Source organism: Hoeflea prorocentri (assembly GCF_027944115.1).
GTDB lineage: Bacteria > Pseudomonadota > Alphaproteobacteria > Rhizobiales > Rhizobiaceae > Hoeflea_A > Hoeflea_A prorocentri.
The window spans coordinates 1,166,188-1,182,743 of sequence record NZ_JAPJZI010000001.1 but is presented as its reverse complement, the minus strand read 5'-3'; the positions used below and the strand labels follow the sequence as shown (position 1 = coordinate 1,182,743).

The following is a 16,556-nucleotide window of genomic DNA, read 5'->3' as shown; positions in this document are numbered from 1 at the left end:
CATCAGCCAACCGGTTTGATCACACGTATGCGGTAGTTGAAGCGTAGCCCGGTGCTGGTTTCGATCGCGAAATTGTCGATGTAGTTGCCCTTGCCCTCGGGCGCCCGATAGAAAATGGCCTGACCGATCGTCGGCGTTCCGGCACAGCGGCGCATGGTTGCTTCCTGCCCCCTGTTCAGGGCGGTCGTCGGCACCGTAAAGTTCACCGGCCTTACATATGCCTCTCCAAAACGGGGCTGCTGGATAACACGGACATTGAAGGTCCGCGTCGAACAGTCATCGCGTATCGCCCACCGGACCCCGACCTGCAAGGGAACACCGGCTATGGCTTCATGGCTCTCATTGCGCACAACGATCTTTTTGGAGCTTGACGTATTGCTGCTCGTCCGTCTTGCTCCGGCATTCGCGCCACCCCAGGCGTTTTGTGCCAGAAACTGATTGGCTTCTTTTATTTCCGCGTCACTAGGTATCGTCGCAGTGCAACCGCCAAGCCCAATCAAAGCGAAACCACAAGCAATCTTTAAAATATTCACGCCAACCCCCGTTTATCTGCGCTGCTTAAAAAAAATCGCAGCGATGCACACTATATCAGCGGTGGCATGGCCACCATCCTACAACCAAAACTACATCACTTTCTGCCTGTTCTATAGGGCAGAGTCGATAGGAGCAGAGGTCGGACATGTGGATAGCGACGTTCTTCCCACGTCGAACTAGCGCAGAAGGCTGGAAAGCTCCCGTTGAACGGCCCGCATCGGGCGAAGGAATTTTTCGGCAAGGCTGCCGGCATCATGGAGTGCGGGAACGCCAAGATTCATGGCGGCGATAACTTGTCCTTGGTTGTTGTGGAGAGGCACGGCGATGGAACAAAGCCCCATCTCCACCTCCTGATCGATGACCGAATACCCGTCTTCCCGCACACGCGCCAACTCCGCATGCAACGCCTTGGGGTCAGTGATCGTTCGCCCCGTGCGTGCGGTGAGCGGCGTTGCCGCCAGGATCTTCTCAACCTCGGCATCCGGCAGCGCAGCGAGCAGCACACGCCCCATCGATGTGCAGAACGCAGGCAGCCGCGACCCCGGCATCAGCGCGATGGACATGACCTTCCGTTCGGCCGCGCGTGCGACATAGACGATCTCTGGCCCGTCGAGAATGGAGACGGAACTGCTTTCTCCGAGCTCATCGGACAGCCGGTCGAGAAATGGCTGCACAACCTGCGGCAAAGGCATGGTGGCAAGACAGGCCGTGCCGAGCCGCAGCACCTGCGGCGTCAATGTGAAGAACTTGCCGTCATAATCCGCGTAACCATGGTGGGCGAGCGTCAGCAGGCAGCGGCGCGCTGTCGCACGATCAAGACCGCTCGCCGCCGCAGCCTGGGAAATCGATTGCCGCGGCCTTTCGGCAGAGAAGGTCTCGATGATTGCAAGCCCCTTGGCGAGGCCGCTCATGATGTCGCGTTGTTGAATCATTGCGATGCCAGCTTTGTGCGTTATACGAACATAATACCTATATCGCACAAAAAGAATTGCCGTCCAGTCCGGATTTCCCTATCCCGGTGTCAGCAGAGCATGCGGTTGCAGCAAAAAGCAGAGGGAGCCATGGACAAAACCATTGCCAGTCTCAGCGCAGCGATATCCGATATCGGTGATGGCGCGACCATCATGATTGGTGGGTTTGGCGGCGCTGGAGCACCGATCGAACTCATCCATGCGCTCGCCGAAAGGCGCATCGGGGATCTGACCATCATCAACAACAATGCCGGCAATGGCCGGATTGGCATTGCCGCACTGATCGATGCAGGCCTGGTGCGAAAGATGGTGTGTTCATTTCCCCGCTCGTCCGACCCGCGGGCATTCACAGAAAGTTATCTTGCCGGCGATATCGAGCTGGAACTCATCCCCCAGGGCACACTTGCCGAACGCATCCGCGCCGGCGGCGCGGGCATTCCGGCCTTCTATACGCCCACTGCCTACGGCACCGAACTGGCCGAGGGTAAACCGGTCGAGGAATTCGACGGTCGGCCATACGTGCGCGAACGCTGGCTGAAGGCCGACTTCGCCCTCATCAAGGCCGAGACCGGCGACACGCACGGCAATCTCACCTACCGAAAGGCAGCGCGCAATTTCGGCCCGCTGATGTGCGCTGCCGCGCAGACGACCGTCGTGCAGGCCAGCACGATCGTTGAACCGGGCGGGATCGATCCCGAACACGTCATTACGCCAGGCATATTTGTTGACCGGCTCGTTGAGGTGACCAATCCACAACAGGAAGAAGCCCTCATCCGCGCGGGAGCGACCTTCCCATGACCAGTGACAACAAACTCACCAACGCCCAGATCGCCTGGCGGGCCGCGCAAGACATCGAAGACGGCGCTTATGTCAATCTCGGCATTGGCTTCCCGGAGATGGTGGCCCAATATCAGCCACCCGGACGGCAGGCCGTGTTTCACACCGAAAACGGCATCCTCGATTTTGGCGAGGCGCCCGCGGAAGGCGAGGAAGACTGGGATCTGATCAATGCCGGCAAGAAGGCCGTGACATTGAACCCGGGAGCCGCGTTTTTCCACCACGCCGACAGCTTTGCCATGGTCCGCGGCGGTCATCTCGATGTTGCGATCCTGGGCGCCTACCAGATCGCGCAGAACGGTGACCTTGCCAATTGGCGTATCGGCAGCAGAGGCGTGCCGGCCGTCGGTGGCGCGATGGATCTGGTTCACGGAGCAAAACGTGTCGCCGTCATCACCGATCACACGACAAAGAATGGCGATCCCAAGCTGGTGGAACGCTGCACATTCCCGCTGACAGGTGTGGGCTGTGTGACCCGCGTCTACACAAGCCTCGCCGTCCTCGACATCGAGAACAGTCGCTTTGTCCTGAGGGAAAAACTGCCGGCCATTTCAATGGAAGACCTGCAGGCATTGACCGGGGCAGAGCTTGTACTGGAAGGTCCGGTCGAAGAGCTTCGGGTGCCCGATCTTTGAGAAAAATGGCCGCCGGCATTGCCGGCGGCCATCGTAACTGTTGTCCGGCCTAGTTCTTTTCCACCAGGCGGTAGAAGACAAAATCGGATGTCGCACCGTTTACATAGCCGGTGACATTCTCGTCCATGGCCACCTGATAGGCCGCCTGGAACATGATGACGATGGGCGAGTCTTTCTGAACCTTTTCCTGCAGTTCGCGGTAGATCTTCAACCGTGCTTCAGGATCAGACTCTGTCAGAGCCTTCTTGGTCATCACATTCAGCTCCTCCGGAACCGCCCAGGCATTCCGCCACGTGGTGGTGGCCGTGTAATTGCCGTCGGAGTTGTCCGAGTTATAGGCAAACGCCTTGGCGTTTGAATGCGGGTCCATGAAGTCGGGGCCCCAGTAAAGGAGCATGGCTTCGTGGGTACGATCACGGTATTTGGTGATCACCTGCGCCCCGGTTCCGGGCAGAATGTCGAATGTGATACCCGCATCCGCGAAACTTGCCTGCAGCGACTGCGCCATATCGGTGAACGGCGCCGCGTTGATAACATCGAGCGTCACCTTGATCGGCGTCTCAATACCCGCATCACTAAGGATCTGTTTCGCCTTTTCAGGATTGTAGCTATAGGGCGTATCGTCATAGGAGCCCGGAAAGCCCTTCGGCCAGAAGGCTTGGTGAACTTCCATCTGCCCATCGATAATCGTATCCGTCATGCCCGTGTAGTCGACGAGGTAGCGGGCTGCTTCCCAAACGGCCGGCGGTGTCAGGCTGTCGGTTTTCTGGTTGAACGACAGGAAATGCACCGCTGCTTGCGGGAAGACCTCGACCTTGATGTCGCCGCTCAAACTCTTGATCTGGTCGGGTGTCAGGTTCTTGGCCATGTCGACATCGCCCGATTCCAGCAGCAATTGCTGGGTCGCGGCTTCCGCAACGTGCCGGATGATAACGGAATCAACCTTCGGTGCACCCTTGAAGTAATCGGCATTGGCGCTGAGGCGAACCAGCTCTGCGGGGCGGTAAGCCTGCAGCGAAAACGGTCCGGTGCCGGCGGAGTTGGCGTTAAGCCAGGCATTGCCCATATCGCCGTCGACCTCATGCTCCATAACCGTCTTCATGTCGACGACAGAAGCCGGCCGGGCGGCAAGAACGTTCATGACGAAGGCCGGCGAAAAATCGCCGTCATATTTGACCGTTACGACATTGCCGTCGGCAGTGACCATGTCCTCGACATTTTCCGGTGTCCAGCCGAGCTGGGTCAGGATAAAGGCCGGTGTCAGGTTGAGCTTGACGACGCGGGCAAAGGAATAAGCCACATCCTCGCCGCGTACCGGATTGCCCGAGTGAAACTTGGCACCGTCCCGCAGCTTGAAGGTAATGGTCTTGTTGTCGGCATCCACTTCCCAGGACTCGGCCAGCCCGGGAGCCAGAACCGTGGTGTCTTCGGCATCATACTGCACAAGGCGGTCATAAATATTCGTCACCAGCTCGCCGCTGGTAAACTCGTAGGCTTGCGCCGGATCGATGGCGACGATGTCGTCGATGTTCTGGGCAACGACCAGCACGCCGGGAGGCGTGTCGGCGAATGTCACGGCCGGCGCCGCCAATGGCAGCGCGACAGCGGCGGCTAACAGGGTTCTTCGCAGTAGTAACATGGGGTTTCTCCTACCTGTTGATCATTATGGTTCTTGTATTAAGCCGGCGGCAGATTGGGCGGCCGGCGCGCACCGGTGTTCTGCAGAACGGTAAGCGCACCGGTCCAGAGGATACGGGCCGGCTTGTCTGTGGCGTTCTTCCAGGAATGCGGCACGGAGCCGCGAAAATGAAGACTGTCGCCCTGGTGCATGACAAATGTCTCTTCGCCCACCGTCTGTTCGATCTCACCTTCCAGGATGTAGATGAACTCCTCGCCCTCGTGCTGAGAGACTTCCGAGACGTAACCGGGTGGCGTGTGAATGATGTAGGACGACAATTCCGCACCCGGAAACTTGGTGCCGAGCGTCTCATAGCTGACACCTGTTTCGGAAATTGAAAACCTGGGACGCCGATCCGCACGGGTCAGCGAGTCCACCGGCTTGGGTGTCGAGACAAAATACTCAAGTCCGACATCCAGCGCCCGGGCTATCTGCGCCAGTGTCGCAAGCGACGGGGTCGCATGGTCCCGTTCAACAAGTGACAGATAGCCGACGGAAACGCCGGCTTTGTCTCCGAGGGCCTGCAGTGTCATGCCGCTCTGTTTCCTGCATTTGCGAATCAGATGGCCCATTTTGGGTTCACTCGTAAGAGCGGCTTGCGACATGACATCTCCCATAAAAATTTTTTTTATTAAATCAAAAACTTTTGCCTTGACCAAGAAAAATATTTATCAGTGAATTCATTATGCTTAAGGCAGGGCCGAGGCCCGGAAAGGACATTCCATTTCAGCGGTCGCGCGCAACATCCGAAGCAACCTCGGCGCTGTAGGCAGCTTCATCATTATGGTGTCGCTGACATTCCTTGGCCTTTTGGCCATTACTTTCTTTATCGGGCGCGTCGTGCCGATCGATCCCGTTCTTTCCGTCGTCGGCGACCGGGCGACGCAGGAACAATACGATGCCGCAAAGCTCGCGATGGGGCTCGACCGGCCGCTGATCGTCCAGTTCGCCGATTATGTCTGGGATGCCCTTCGCGGCGATTTCGGTCGTTCCATCTCGACCAACAAGCTTGTCGCCGAAGACCTGATCCGCGTCTTCCCGGCAACACTTGAAATGGCAACCATCGGCATTATCATCGGTGTGACACTCGGCGTTCCGATGGGCGTTTGGGCAGCTGCCCATCAGGGATCGTGGATCGATCAGATTATCCGCGTCCTGGCCCTGTTGGGCTACTCCGTACCGGCTTTCTGGCTGGGGCTGGTGGGATTGGCCGTCTTTTACGCCGGCCTTGGCTGGGTTGCCGGCCCCGGCCGCATCGACGTTTTCTATGACGGCCTCGTCGAACCGGTGACCGGACTGCTTCTGATCGACAGTCTGATTGCCGGCGATACGGATGTTTTTTTCAATGCTCTGAGCCATCTCGTTTTACCGGCCACGATCCTTGGCTTCTTCAGCCTTGCCTATATCGCGCGCATGACGCGCTCTTTCATGCTCGACCAGCTGGGCCAGGAATACATCACCACCGCACGGGTCAAGGGCCTGTCGGAGTTCCGGGTGATATGGGTGCATGCCTTCGGCGCAATCCGTGTTCCGTTGATCACGGTGATCGGCCTCTCCTATGCCGGCCTTCTGGAAGGTTCGGTGATGATCGAGACTGTCTTCTCATGGCCGGGCATCGGCAACTATCTGACAACCGCGCTGCTTAACGCCGACATGAACGCAGTCCTTGGCGCGACGCTGGTGATCGGCAGCGTCTTCATCGTGATCAACAAGATCTCCGATGTGCTCTACCGCATTCTGGATCCAAGGAGCGCATGATGAGCATCCGGGAATGGATCAACGAAGATTCGCCGACGTCACGCTTCCAGGCAAATAGCGGGCGCGCCTATCGTGTCACTATTGCACTGTTGCGCAATCCCCTTGCCGTCTTGGGCATCCTCATCATCTCGACACTGGTGCTGACGGCCGCGTTCGCACCGTTCATAGCGCCCGAAAGCCCGTTCGGACAGGACCTTGGCCGCCGCCTGCTTCCGCCATCCGCCGAGCACTGGATGGGCACCGATGAACTCGGGCGCGATATTTTTTCGCGCGTCGTCTATGGCGCGCGCATCACGCTCCTCATTGTGGCGCTGGTCGCCATTATCTCGGCGCCGCTCGGCCTCGTAATCGGCGCCATATCCGGCTATTTCGGCGGCTGGATCGACAAGATCCTCATGGGCGTGACGGATGTTTTCCTGTCGATGCCCAAACTGATCCTCGCCCTCGCCTTTGTCGCGGCACTCGGCCCCGGCATTGAAAACGCCATTCTGGCAATCGCCGTCACCGCATGGCCCGCCTATGCACGCATTGCACGGGCCGAAACGCTGACCTTCCGCAATTCGGAATTCATCTCGGCCATGAAACTGGTGGGCGCATCGAATGCCCGCATTATCACGCTGCATGTCCTGCCGCTTTGCACCTCCTCGATGATCATTCGTGTCACGCTCGATATGGCCGGGATCATCCTGACCGCAGCCGGACTTGGCTTTCTTGGCCTCGGCGCACAGCCGCCTCTGCCAGAGTGGGGCGCCATGATCTCGCGCGGGCGCACCTTCATTCTTGATCAGTGGTGGGTAGCCACCATGCCCGGCTTTGCCATCATCCTCGTCTCGCTCGGCTTCTGTTTCCTGGGCGACGGGCTGCGCGACGTACTTGACCCAAAACAGGCGGACAAGTCGTGAGCGCTCTCCTTGATATCGAGAATCTGAGTGTGACTTTTCCGACGTCCAAGGGCCCGGCCCGGGTGGTCGATGGTGTGTCCTTCACGCTAGGGCGTGAACGGTTGGGCATTGTCGGCGAAAGCGGCTCGGGCAAATCCATGACCGGTCGGGCGATCCTCAAACTCATACGCCCGCCAGGCAAGGTTTCTGCCGACAAAATGACCTTCGACGGGATCGATCTGACCACCCGGACCGAACGGCAAATGCGCGATTTGCGCGGCGCGCGCATATCCATGGTGATGCAGGATCCGAAATTCTCGCTCAATCCGGTCATGACGATCGGCGCGCAAATCACCGAAGCGCTGCGCGCGCATGGCAAGATCTCGCGCGCCAGGGCGCGTGAAAGAGCCGTCGAAATGCTGCATGCGGTGCGTATCGACGATCCCGCCCATGTCATCGGCCTTTACCCCCACGAGGTTTCCGGCGGGATGGGCCAGCGGGTCATGATCGCCATGATGCTGATCCCCAAGCCCGACCTGTTGATCGCCGACGAGCCGACGTCCGCACTCGATGTCAGCGTCCAGGGTCAGGTCCTCGATCTCATAGACGAACTGGTGACGGGTCGTGGTATGGGGCTCATCCTGATCAGCCATGACCTTAATCTCGTCAGCCGCTACTGCGACCGGATCGTTGTGATGAACTCCGGAAAGATCGTTGAAAGCTGCACTGCTCGCGATCTAAAAAATGCCTCGCATCCCTATACGAAAGGCCTGCTGGCAGCCATTCCGCAAATGCACGAAACCCGTGATGAACTGCCGATCCTCGACCGCACGGCCTGGGGCGGCACATGAGCGCGATCTCCCTGAAAAACCTCGATATCTCCTACGGGCCGAGACAGGTCGTCTATGGGGTCGATCTCGAAGTTGCCGAAGGCGAGAGCTTTGCACTGGTCGGCGAAAGCGGCTCGGGCAAATCGACGGTGCTTAAATCCATTGTCGGACTTGCTCCGGACTGGACCGGCGAAATCCGAGTATTCGGCAAGGATCGCGGCCACGGCACCGACAGGAGCTTTTCCCGCACCTGCCAAATGGTCTTTCAGGATCCCTATGGCTCGCTTCACCCGCGCAAGACGGTAGACACGGTTCTGTCCGAACCGCTGGCGGTTCACGGCCTTTCGGGCCGCGACGCGCGTGTCGGCGAAGTCCTTTCGCTTGTCGGGCTGGATCAGCGCTTCCGCTACCGGTTTCCGCACCAGCTCTCCGGCGGTCAACGTCAGCGTGTCGCCATCGCCCGCGCCCTCACACTGGAACCGAAGGTCCTGCTTCTTGACGAACCGACCAGCGCGCTTGATGTGTCCGTGCAGGCTGAAATCCTTAACCTGCTGAAACGGCTGCGCAGGGATCAGGGGCTGACCTATCTGCTGGTAACGCACAACCTGCCCGTCGTCAGCTTCATGTGCGACCGCATGGCAGTGATGAACAAGGGCCGCATCGTCGAGATCGCACCGGCAAGCACTCTGCACACGGGCGATTTTACCGATGACTACACCCGCCACCTATACGCCGCCAGCGGCGGCGCGTAGCTGCCGGGTTCAAATCCTCAGTCTCGCCTTTTCAAGCCAGCCTCAGCGCCAATCGTCCACAACATCGCAATCGCCATCAACTTGACTAGTCAACTGATTAGGCTACAGTGCGGATATGAGGAAGCAACATGCAGGACCACGCTACCTGACCCTGGCAGAAGACCTTCGTCAGGCGATATCGTCCGGAGAGTTCAAACCGGGTGATCAGCTGCCGAGCGAAACACAACTATGCGCCCGCCACGGCGTCAGCCGAGGCACGGTGGTGCGCGCCATCGAGCAACTGGTCACCGACGGGATCGTCCACCGCCGGCAGGGTGCAGGCAGTTTTGTCGCCCGGCCCTCACTGCACCGGCGGGCCGGCTCGCTTTTGAGCTTTTCCCAATCAACCAAAGGCGAAGGCTTCAGCACCGAACAATCGTTGATCGCTCTTCGGCCGGCCTCCGCCGAACAGGCCATTCAATTCCAGTGCAACGAGGCTGCGGTATTTTTGTCCCGTCTACGCTCGATCGAAGGCGTGCCCTGCGCAGTACACAGATCGATCATTCCCACAGCGGTGGCCTCTCGGGTCGAAGCCCTGAACGGCAACGACGAGACGGCCCTGAAATCAGGCACCTTCTCCCTTTATGAAGCCTTTGAAGCCGCTGGCTACAGGGTCGTTGAAGCACATGAACGCGTCGCAACACGCCTTGCCACACAGGAAGAAACGGATCTGCTCCAGGTGAAAGGGCCAGCAGCCGTCATGGTGGTTTTCAGGCGCAGCTATGGCACGGGCGGCAGACTGATTGAGGCCGCCGAAGCCGTCTATCTCGGCGAATATTACACCTGCGACATGCACCTTGTCGCAGCCCCGAGCATCGTTTCGGGAAGCCAGCAGTCCAATGTTCTCAGTACAGGTGGGCGATTAATCAAACCACAATCGGAGGAATGACAATGTTGAAAAAGGCAGCAATCGCGAGCGCGCTCGCACTGTCATGGGCAACGGTGCCGGCCCTGGCAGCGGACAAACCACCGGCAGCACTCATCATCGCCCAGGGCGGCCTGGGTGACGGCTCATGGAACGACACGGCCAATGCAGGCTTCAAGGCTGGCCTGGAAAAGACCGGCATCGAAGGCCGGCCGATTGAATCCAAGGATGTCGCCGCGCAGGGTGAAGAGATCATGCGCCGCGCCGCAGATGGCGGCTTCGGCCTCGTCATAAGCCTTGAATGGATCCATGGCGAGCCGATGGAAAAAATCGCCAAGGACTATGCTGACACCAACTGGGTGATCATGAACCAGACCCGCGAGGGCGACAATGTGGCCTCCGTTGTCTTTGCCGAACATGAAGGCTCATACCTTGCAGGTGCCCTCGCCGCTCTCGCGACGACCGACACCTCCATTCCCGGCATCAACCCGGAACCGGTGATCGGTGTGATCGGCGGCGTCAAGGCGCCGGGCATCGACAAATTCATCGTCGGCTATATCCAGGGCGCCAAGGCGATCAACCCGGATATCGATGTCAAAGTCGCCTATTCCGAATCCTTCGGCGATCCGGCAAAGGGCCAGCAAATGGCGCAGGCCATGTTCGATGAAGGTGCAGACATTGTCTATCAGGTCGCCGGCGGCACCGGTATCGGCATCATCGAAGCGGCCAAACAGGCGGGTAAATACGCAATCGGTGTTGACACCGATCAGGACGGCATGGCCCCGGGGAACGTTCTGACCAGCATGGTCAAGCGCGTCGATGTCGCTGTTGAAGACATCCTCGCCAATTACGCAGCCGGCACATTCCCCGGCGGCGAGGTGATGGATTTCGGCCTGGTTCAAAACGGGGTCGGACTGTCCGACATGAAGCACACCAAAGACAAGATTCCCGCCGACTACCTGAAAAAGGTGGACGAACTCAAAGCCGGTATCATCGCAGGTGATATCGAGGTTTGGGACGTGTCCACACAGGGTTATCCCGACTTTTTCAAGTAACCTCCCAAGGCGGAAGGGTAAGCCTCACGGCTTGCCCTTTTTAACTCGGTCGATAAAGCCGCAGATGCACACTGAACAACAATCAGAAGACAGGCACATCTCCGTTCGCCTCGGCGCCGTTTCGCTCAGCAAGCGTTATGGCGCAGTTCAGGCGAACCGCAACGTGACGCTCAGCATCGCTCCCAATGAGATCCACGCTATTGTCGGTGAAAACGGCGCAGGTAAATCGACACTCATGCGCATGCTGCAGGGCATGGAGCAACCCGATGACGGGCATGTTGTCCTCGACGATCAACCAGTCTATCTGACCGGCCCGCAGGACGCATTCCGCCTCGGCATCGGTATGGTCCACCAGGAATTCATGCTGGCCCCGGACCTGACGCTTCTGGAAAACCTTGTACTGGGAGACGAGCCAGCCGCCGTTTCCCTCGGCCCTCTTTCCCGCATCGACTGGGGCGTGGCGCGCCGGGATGCGGACCGGTTGGCAAAACAGGCATCCATAGACATTGACTGGGACCGACGGGCAGGCAGCACGCCGGTTCATATCCGTCAATTTGTTGAAATCGTTCGGCTGTTACGGCGCGGCGCACGAGTCCTCATTCTTGATGAGCCGACAGCAGTCCTGGCGCCGCAGCAGGTGGACGATCTGATCGGCCTGCTCAAGACACTGCGCGACGGCGGCACCACAATTCTGTTCATCAGCCATAAGCTGAAGGAAGTCATGGCTCTGGCGGATCAGGTATCGGTGATGCGGCGCGGCGAGATCTGCTTTTCAAGCGCCGTTGCCGAAACCGATATCAACACCATTGCAAGCCATGTGATAGGCGGGAACGAGCGACAAGCAGCGCCGCAGCAAGCGGATGACAACCATGAAACCGGCGACGTGGTCCTCGACGTCAAGGAGCTTGATGTACCGGCCCTCGACAAATCCCATCCGCTGCATGCCATCAATCTTGAGGTGCGGCGCGGAGAAATCGTCGGCATTGCCGGCGTCTCGGGCAACGGCCAGCACGAATTGATCGAATGCCTTGTCGGATTACGGGCGGCAAGCGGCGGCTCCGTCAGCCTCATGGGCGAGAACATAAGTTCAAAAAGTAACGGCGACAGGCGCACACGCGGCATGAGCTATGTCAGCGCCGACCGGGCTCATGAGGGCCTGGCTCTTGCAGCTTCGATACAGACAAATGTCATCGCCGGAAGCCAGCGATCCGGGCAGCTCAAGAGTGGCATAATGCTCAGCCTGCCGGCTCTGCGACGCGAGGCATTGAAGCGCCTGAAGGCACTCAACGTCGTCTACGGCGACGTCGCCGATCCGGTTTCCAGCCTTTCCGGCGGCAATCAGCAGAAACTGGTCTTTGCCCGGGAAATCGCTTCCGACCCGTCTTTGCTGATCGTGTCGCAACCCACACGCGGCGTCGATCTCAACGGCATCGCCGCCATTCACACCATTTTGCGGCAGTTCCGCGCCGCCGGCGGCGCCGTGCTGCTCGTTTCAGAGGAACTGGAGGAGATTCTCGAAATCTCAGACCGTATTCTTGTGATGGCAGGCGGTCAGATCGTCGGCGAACGCCAGGCAGCGCAAACCGATATCACAGACATAGGGAAACTCATGCTTTTGAAGAGCGAAGCCCATGTCTGAGGTCGCGCTCCCGCAAAGATTCCGGTTCGCAGCATGGCTTGAGCGCGGCTTCGGCCTGGCATTTCCCTTTATTGTTGCCCTTGTCGTTGCGTCTATCATTCTGCTTGCCGTCGGTCAGAACCCCGTGGATACCTTCACGCTCATGGTGCAAGAGTCATTCGGCTCGACACGACGCATTTCCGCAACGCTTTCAGCCGCAACGCCATTGCTCTTTACCGGGGTGGCAACGGCGGTCTGTTTCCGGTCCGGCGTCTTCAATGTCGGCGTGGAAGGCGCCTTTGTGATCGGCGGTCTGTGCGGTGCATTTATCGGCTTTTCGCTCTCCGCATCCTTCGGGTTTTCCCTGATACCGCTGGCGCTCCTGTTCGCAGCGATCTGCGGCGCGCTCTGGCTTTATATCCCCGGCTACCTGCTGGCGCGCTTCGATGTGGACGAAGTCGTCTCCACCTTGATGCTCAACTTCGTCGCGCTCGGCATTACGGGTTATCTGGTCAACGGACCTCTACTGTCCGAAATCTCCGGAAACAATGTTACGCCGCTGGTTCACGAGGCCGCCCAACTGCCAAGGCTTCTGCCGCCATCCACATTGCATGGCGGCTTTCTGATCGGCCTCGTTGTCCTCGCCGCCTACGGGCTGTGGTCGACACGCACCGCTTACGGTTTCGAAAGTGCGCTGGTCGGTCTCAACAAACGCTTCTCCCGCGCCGTGGGCATCTCCATACCCCGGACAATCATTGCCGTCATGATCCTGTCTGGCATCGTGGCCGGCATTGGCGGCGCCTCCCACGCGCTTGGCCAGTTGCACCGTTTCGCCGACGGCTTCTCGCCCGGATACGGCTTTACCGGCATGGCCGTCGCGCTTCTCGGGCGCAACACGGCGGTCGGTATCTTGCTTGGGGCCATCCTGTTCGGTGCGCTGGCATCTGCCGGAACCACCGTTCAACTCTTCTCCGATATTCCCCTCGATATCGTCAACATTATCGAAGGAACCGTGATGATCTTCGCGGTCGTGGAAATCGGACGATTTGCTCTGCGCAGGCGGAGGAGCAAATGATTATCGACCAGGTTCTCGCCGCCTCGATAGCGCTCACCACCCCCATTCTGCTCGCTGCCATGGGCGGGCTGGTCAATCGCCAGGGCGGCATCGTCAACATTGCACTCGACGCCAAGATGCTTGCAGGCGCGTTCGTTGCGGTCGTGGTGTCGTCAGCTACCGGAAACTGGTTTGCCGCAATACTGGCTGCTGCATTCGTTGGCGCATCGGTCGGCCTCGTCTTTTCGCTGGTCATCACCCGGGCCGGAGCCAATATGATCGTCGCCGGTCTCGGTCTCAACGTTCTTGTTGCCGGTGTGCTCGGCTTTATCCTCAACTGGTTCTACGATTCCAGCGGAACGCTCCGCCTGCAGGATGTCGCCCTGTTGCCCCATATATTCGGCGACGGGGTCAAGGATATCCCCATCGTCGGACTGACCCTTTCACGGTTGGACCCACTCACCATTTTCGCTTGGCTCACAGTCCTTTGCCTGCCATGGGCGTTGGCCAATACCCGCGCCGGCTTGCGGGTCCGCGCCACGGGCAACGCGCCGAAGGTCGCACATGCGATGGGCATATCGGAGCTGAGGGTACAAGACGGCACGACAATGTTCGCCGGGTTCTTCTCGGGCCTTGCAGGCGCACATCTGGCCCTTGCCTCAATCGGCCTTTTTAATGAGGGCCTGACCGCCGGGCGAGGTTTCATCGCCCTGGCAGCTTTCTATTTCGGCCGCGACCGGCCGGTGACCACTGCCCTCGTCTGCCTTCTCTTCGGCTTCCTGGACGCAACACAGATCCGTATGCAGACGGCGGGGCTGCCACCCAAACTTATCGGAACTATTCCCTATCTGATGGTCTTGGTGGCGCTGTGCATCGCCGGCTGGCGCAATCGCAGGACAAAGGATCAGCTGGCATGAAAACCGCTCTGATCGTCATCGACATGCAGAACTCCTTTCTCCATCCCGATGGCGAAAACTACTATGACGGCGCACAAGACGTCGTTGACAACTGCCTGACGTTGATCGCCAAGGCCCGTTCAACAGGCACGCTCATAGTCCATGTCGCCGACCGGCACCGCCGGAATTTCGATGACTTTGAAAGCAAGCACCTGCCGCGCCATTGCGTCAGCGGCGGTTTTCATGCGGAGTTTTTCGAAGGTTTCGGCCCTCTTTCCGACGGTCAGGAAATTGAAATCGAGAAACGCCGGTTCAGCGCCTTTTTCGCCACGGAGCTGGCGCTTTTCCTGACCGAGCAATCGGTTGAACGGCTGATCCTTTGCGGCGTCAAAACCAATGTGTGCGTCCGCGCAACGGCGCAGGACGCATTTGCGCACGGCTTTGAGGTTTGCGTCGTCAAGGACGCAACAAACTCCAACAGGCAACATCTTGCCGACGCCTCGTTGGAAGATATCGAGCGCTACCTTGGCCGGCTTGTCACCACGCAAGAAGCAGCGGAGTTGCTGGCATGAGCACGCTTGTCGTCACCGGCTATGCGAGCCTCGACTATGTGATGGGTCTTTCAGGCCAGATTGCCGGCGACCGCACGACAATAGCGGACCATCGCGATCCGGATGCATGGCCAAGGCTCGGCGGATGCCCGGCCTATGTTGCCATGGCGGCGGCCAATGCCGGAGAGACAGCCTATGCGGTCACATGGATCGGTGGCGGGGCCGACGGCAAATTCTACACAAATCAGCTCTATGACAACGATGTCCGCATAGACGGGGTCGCCATGCTGGATGGACGACCGACACCGTCCGCCGTTCTGGCCTATCAGGCCGACGGCACTTGTGCCTGCCTGTTCGATCCGGCACTGGCGGGCGAAGAACGCCTCAACCAGGCGCAGCGCGACCTCATCCGGGCATCAACGCATCTTTGCATCTCTGTCGGGCCACCGCATTTGATGCAGGAAATCCTGTCCCTGCGCCCCGATGGCGCACGCCTGTACTGTGTGCTCAAATCTGACCTGAACTGCTTCACCCCGGCAGTTCTTGAAGCCCTCTCGCCACAAGCCGATGTTATTTTCTGCAATGCATCTGAGCGTTCTCTCATCGGCAAAGTCGGCAGCAGCGCGATTGTTGTCGAAACCAACGGCCCGAACGGTGTGCGCGTTTGCGGTCAGGGAATTGACACGGTGGTGCCCGTTTCAGCGGTGGACGCGCGCGATACCACCGGCGCCGGCGATACGCTGGCCGGCGCCTACATCGCTGCTGAAATGTCAGGACAAACCAATCCCGTCGCTGCTGCGACGACGGGGATCGAGGAGGTTGCAGCATTGCTGAGGCAAAGACTTTCGAGGAGACGGTTATGAAACGAGCCTGGTATCTTGATCTCAGTGCGGAGGACATCGGCGACCGGGCAATACTCATCGGCGATCCCGACCGCGTAGACCGGATAGCGCAGCTGTTGGAGGAGCCGACATTCCTCCCGGTGTCGCGCGGCTTGAAGACCGTCACCGGCCGGTTCGGCGGGAAAACCATAACCGTCACCGCCTTCGGCATGGGTGCTCCCATCGCCACAATCGTGCTGCACGAACTGGCAGACCTCGGTGTCACGCGCTTCCTGCGCATTGGCACAGCCATGTATTTTGCGCCCGGCAAGCCGGGTGATCTGATGATCAGCGACGCAGCGCTCGGCTTTGACGGCACATCCGCAGCCTATGCTAGCGGCACTGACACGTTCATGGCCGACACCGGGTTGGCCGATGCCATCGACGACGCAGCATCGCGCAACGGCCTTTCGACCATTCGCGGCCTTTATGCCACCTTCGACGCCTTTTACCGGGACATGTTCGGCATAGACGAAGAAGGGCGTGCAAGGGCCAGCACGAACCGTGAAAGACTGGCCGCTCGGAATGTCCTGGCCATCGATATGGAAACCTCGGCGCTGCTTGCCGCCGCCACCGCTCTCAACGTCTCCTGTGCGACCCTTTGCCTAGGCACGGTCGACGCGCTCACCCAGGAAAAGCTGCCGCTTGAAAAGCTCTCGCAAGGCGAGAAGCAGCTTTTTCAAACCGCCCTCGACGGGCTTTCATCCCTCCTCTGAACCGG

General features: G+C 59.2%; 18 protein-coding genes. 14 read left to right on the top strand and 4 right to left on the bottom strand.

Annotation, left to right across the window (positions count from 1 at the left end):
- Positions 1–2 precede the first annotated feature (2 nt).
- Together OQ273_RS05410 and OQ273_RS05405 are read right to left on the bottom strand one after the other, a co-directional pair.
- Positions 3–533 (bottom strand): hypothetical protein, encoded by a 531-nt coding sequence (locus OQ273_RS05410; RefSeq protein ID WP_267989451.1) that lies wholly within the window; start codon positions 531–533, stop codon positions 3–5.
- 177 nt (positions 534–710) lie between these two features.
- Complete coding sequence (locus tag OQ273_RS05405; protein ID WP_267989450.1) at positions 711–1,466, bottom strand: IclR family transcriptional regulator domain-containing protein; 756 nt, start codon at positions 1,464–1,466, stop codon at positions 711–713.
- 129 nt (positions 1,467–1,595) lie between these two features.
- Between OQ273_RS05405 and OQ273_RS05400 the strand changes: the two genes are divergently transcribed.
- The gene (locus OQ273_RS05400) at positions 1,596–2,303 is read left to right on the top strand and encodes a 3-oxoacid CoA-transferase subunit A (protein ID WP_267989449.1); all 708 of its coding nucleotides are present in this window, start codon (positions 1,596–1,598) and stop codon (positions 2,301–2,303) included.
- Positions 2,300–2,977 carry a 3-oxoacid CoA-transferase subunit B gene (locus OQ273_RS05395; RefSeq protein ID WP_267989448.1) on the top strand — a complete coding sequence of 226 codons (678 nt, stop codon included), beginning with the start codon at positions 2,300–2,302 and terminating at the stop codon, positions 2,975–2,977. Before OQ273_RS05400 ends, OQ273_RS05395 begins: the two co-directional genes overlap by 4 nt.
- A 49-nt stretch (positions 2,978–3,026) precedes the next feature.
- Here OQ273_RS05395 and OQ273_RS05390 read toward each other — a convergent pair whose 3' ends face one another.
- Together OQ273_RS05390 and OQ273_RS05385 are read right to left on the bottom strand one after the other, a co-directional pair.
- Complete coding sequence (locus OQ273_RS05390; RefSeq protein WP_267989447.1) at positions 3,027–4,616, bottom strand: ABC transporter substrate-binding protein; 1,590 nt, start codon at positions 4,614–4,616, stop codon at positions 3,027–3,029.
- A gap of 38 nt (positions 4,617–4,654) precedes the next feature.
- A complete protein-coding gene (locus OQ273_RS05385; RefSeq protein ID WP_267993030.1) occupies positions 4,655–5,227 on the bottom strand; it encodes a helix-turn-helix domain-containing protein in 573 nt (190 codons plus the stop codon).
- A 211-nt stretch (positions 5,228–5,438) separates the two neighbouring features.
- On the opposite strand from OQ273_RS05385, the gene OQ273_RS05380 reads away from it, so the two are divergent.
- The 12 genes from OQ273_RS05380 to OQ273_RS05325 all read left to right on the top strand — a co-directional run bounded on the left by OQ273_RS05380 (position 5,439) and on the right by OQ273_RS05325 (position 16,551).
- Positions 5,439–6,413, top strand: coding sequence for an ABC transporter permease (locus OQ273_RS05380; RefSeq protein ID WP_267989446.1), 975 nt, complete (start codon positions 5,439–5,441; stop codon positions 6,411–6,413).
- The gene (locus OQ273_RS05375; protein ID WP_267989445.1) at positions 6,410–7,315 is read left to right on the top strand and encodes an ABC transporter permease; all 906 of its coding nucleotides are present in this window, start codon (positions 6,410–6,412) and stop codon (positions 7,313–7,315) included. Before OQ273_RS05380 ends, OQ273_RS05375 begins: the two co-directional genes overlap by 4 nt.
- Positions 7,312–8,145, top strand: a complete 834-nt coding sequence (locus OQ273_RS05370; RefSeq protein WP_267989444.1) for an ABC transporter ATP-binding protein — start codon at positions 7,312–7,314, stop codon at positions 8,143–8,145. The genes OQ273_RS05375 and OQ273_RS05370 overlap by 4 nt, the downstream gene beginning before the upstream one ends.
- Positions 8,142–8,876, top strand: coding sequence for an ABC transporter ATP-binding protein (locus tag OQ273_RS05365; RefSeq protein ID WP_267989443.1), 735 nt, complete (start codon positions 8,142–8,144; stop codon positions 8,874–8,876). The genes OQ273_RS05370 and OQ273_RS05365 overlap by 4 nt, the downstream gene beginning before the upstream one ends.
- A gap of 115 nt (positions 8,877–8,991) precedes the next feature.
- Positions 8,992–9,804, top strand: coding sequence for a GntR family transcriptional regulator (locus tag OQ273_RS05360; RefSeq protein WP_267989442.1), 813 nt, complete (start codon positions 8,992–8,994; stop codon positions 9,802–9,804).
- Positions 9,805–9,806: 2 nt separating this feature from the next.
- Positions 9,807–10,835, top strand: coding sequence for a BMP family lipoprotein (locus tag OQ273_RS05355; protein ID WP_267989441.1), 1,029 nt, complete (start codon positions 9,807–9,809; stop codon positions 10,833–10,835).
- A 64-nt stretch (positions 10,836–10,899) separates the two neighbouring features.
- Positions 10,900–12,474 (top strand): ABC transporter ATP-binding protein, encoded by a 1,575-nt coding sequence (locus tag OQ273_RS05350; protein ID WP_267989440.1) that lies wholly within the window; start codon positions 10,900–10,902, stop codon positions 12,472–12,474.
- Positions 12,467–13,528, top strand: a complete 1,062-nt coding sequence (locus OQ273_RS05345) for an ABC transporter permease (protein ID WP_267989439.1) — start codon at positions 12,467–12,469, stop codon at positions 13,526–13,528. Before OQ273_RS05350 ends, OQ273_RS05345 begins: the two co-directional genes overlap by 8 nt.
- Positions 13,525–14,424 (top strand): ABC transporter permease, encoded by a 900-nt coding sequence (locus OQ273_RS05340; protein ID WP_267989438.1) that lies wholly within the window; start codon positions 13,525–13,527, stop codon positions 14,422–14,424. The genes OQ273_RS05345 and OQ273_RS05340 overlap by 4 nt, the downstream gene beginning before the upstream one ends.
- Entirely contained in the window at positions 14,421–14,975 is a 555-nt protein-coding gene (locus tag OQ273_RS05335) for a cysteine hydrolase family protein (protein WP_267989437.1), read from the top strand. The genes OQ273_RS05340 and OQ273_RS05335 overlap by 4 nt, the downstream gene beginning before the upstream one ends.
- Positions 14,972–15,817 (top strand): carbohydrate kinase family protein, encoded by an 846-nt coding sequence (locus OQ273_RS05330; protein ID WP_267989436.1) that lies wholly within the window; start codon positions 14,972–14,974, stop codon positions 15,815–15,817. Before OQ273_RS05335 ends, OQ273_RS05330 begins: the two co-directional genes overlap by 4 nt.
- Complete coding sequence (locus OQ273_RS05325; protein ID WP_267989435.1) at positions 15,814–16,551, top strand: phosphorylase family protein; 738 nt, start codon at positions 15,814–15,816, stop codon at positions 16,549–16,551. The genes OQ273_RS05330 and OQ273_RS05325 overlap by 4 nt, the downstream gene beginning before the upstream one ends.
- Positions 16,552–16,556: the final 5 nt, after the last annotated feature.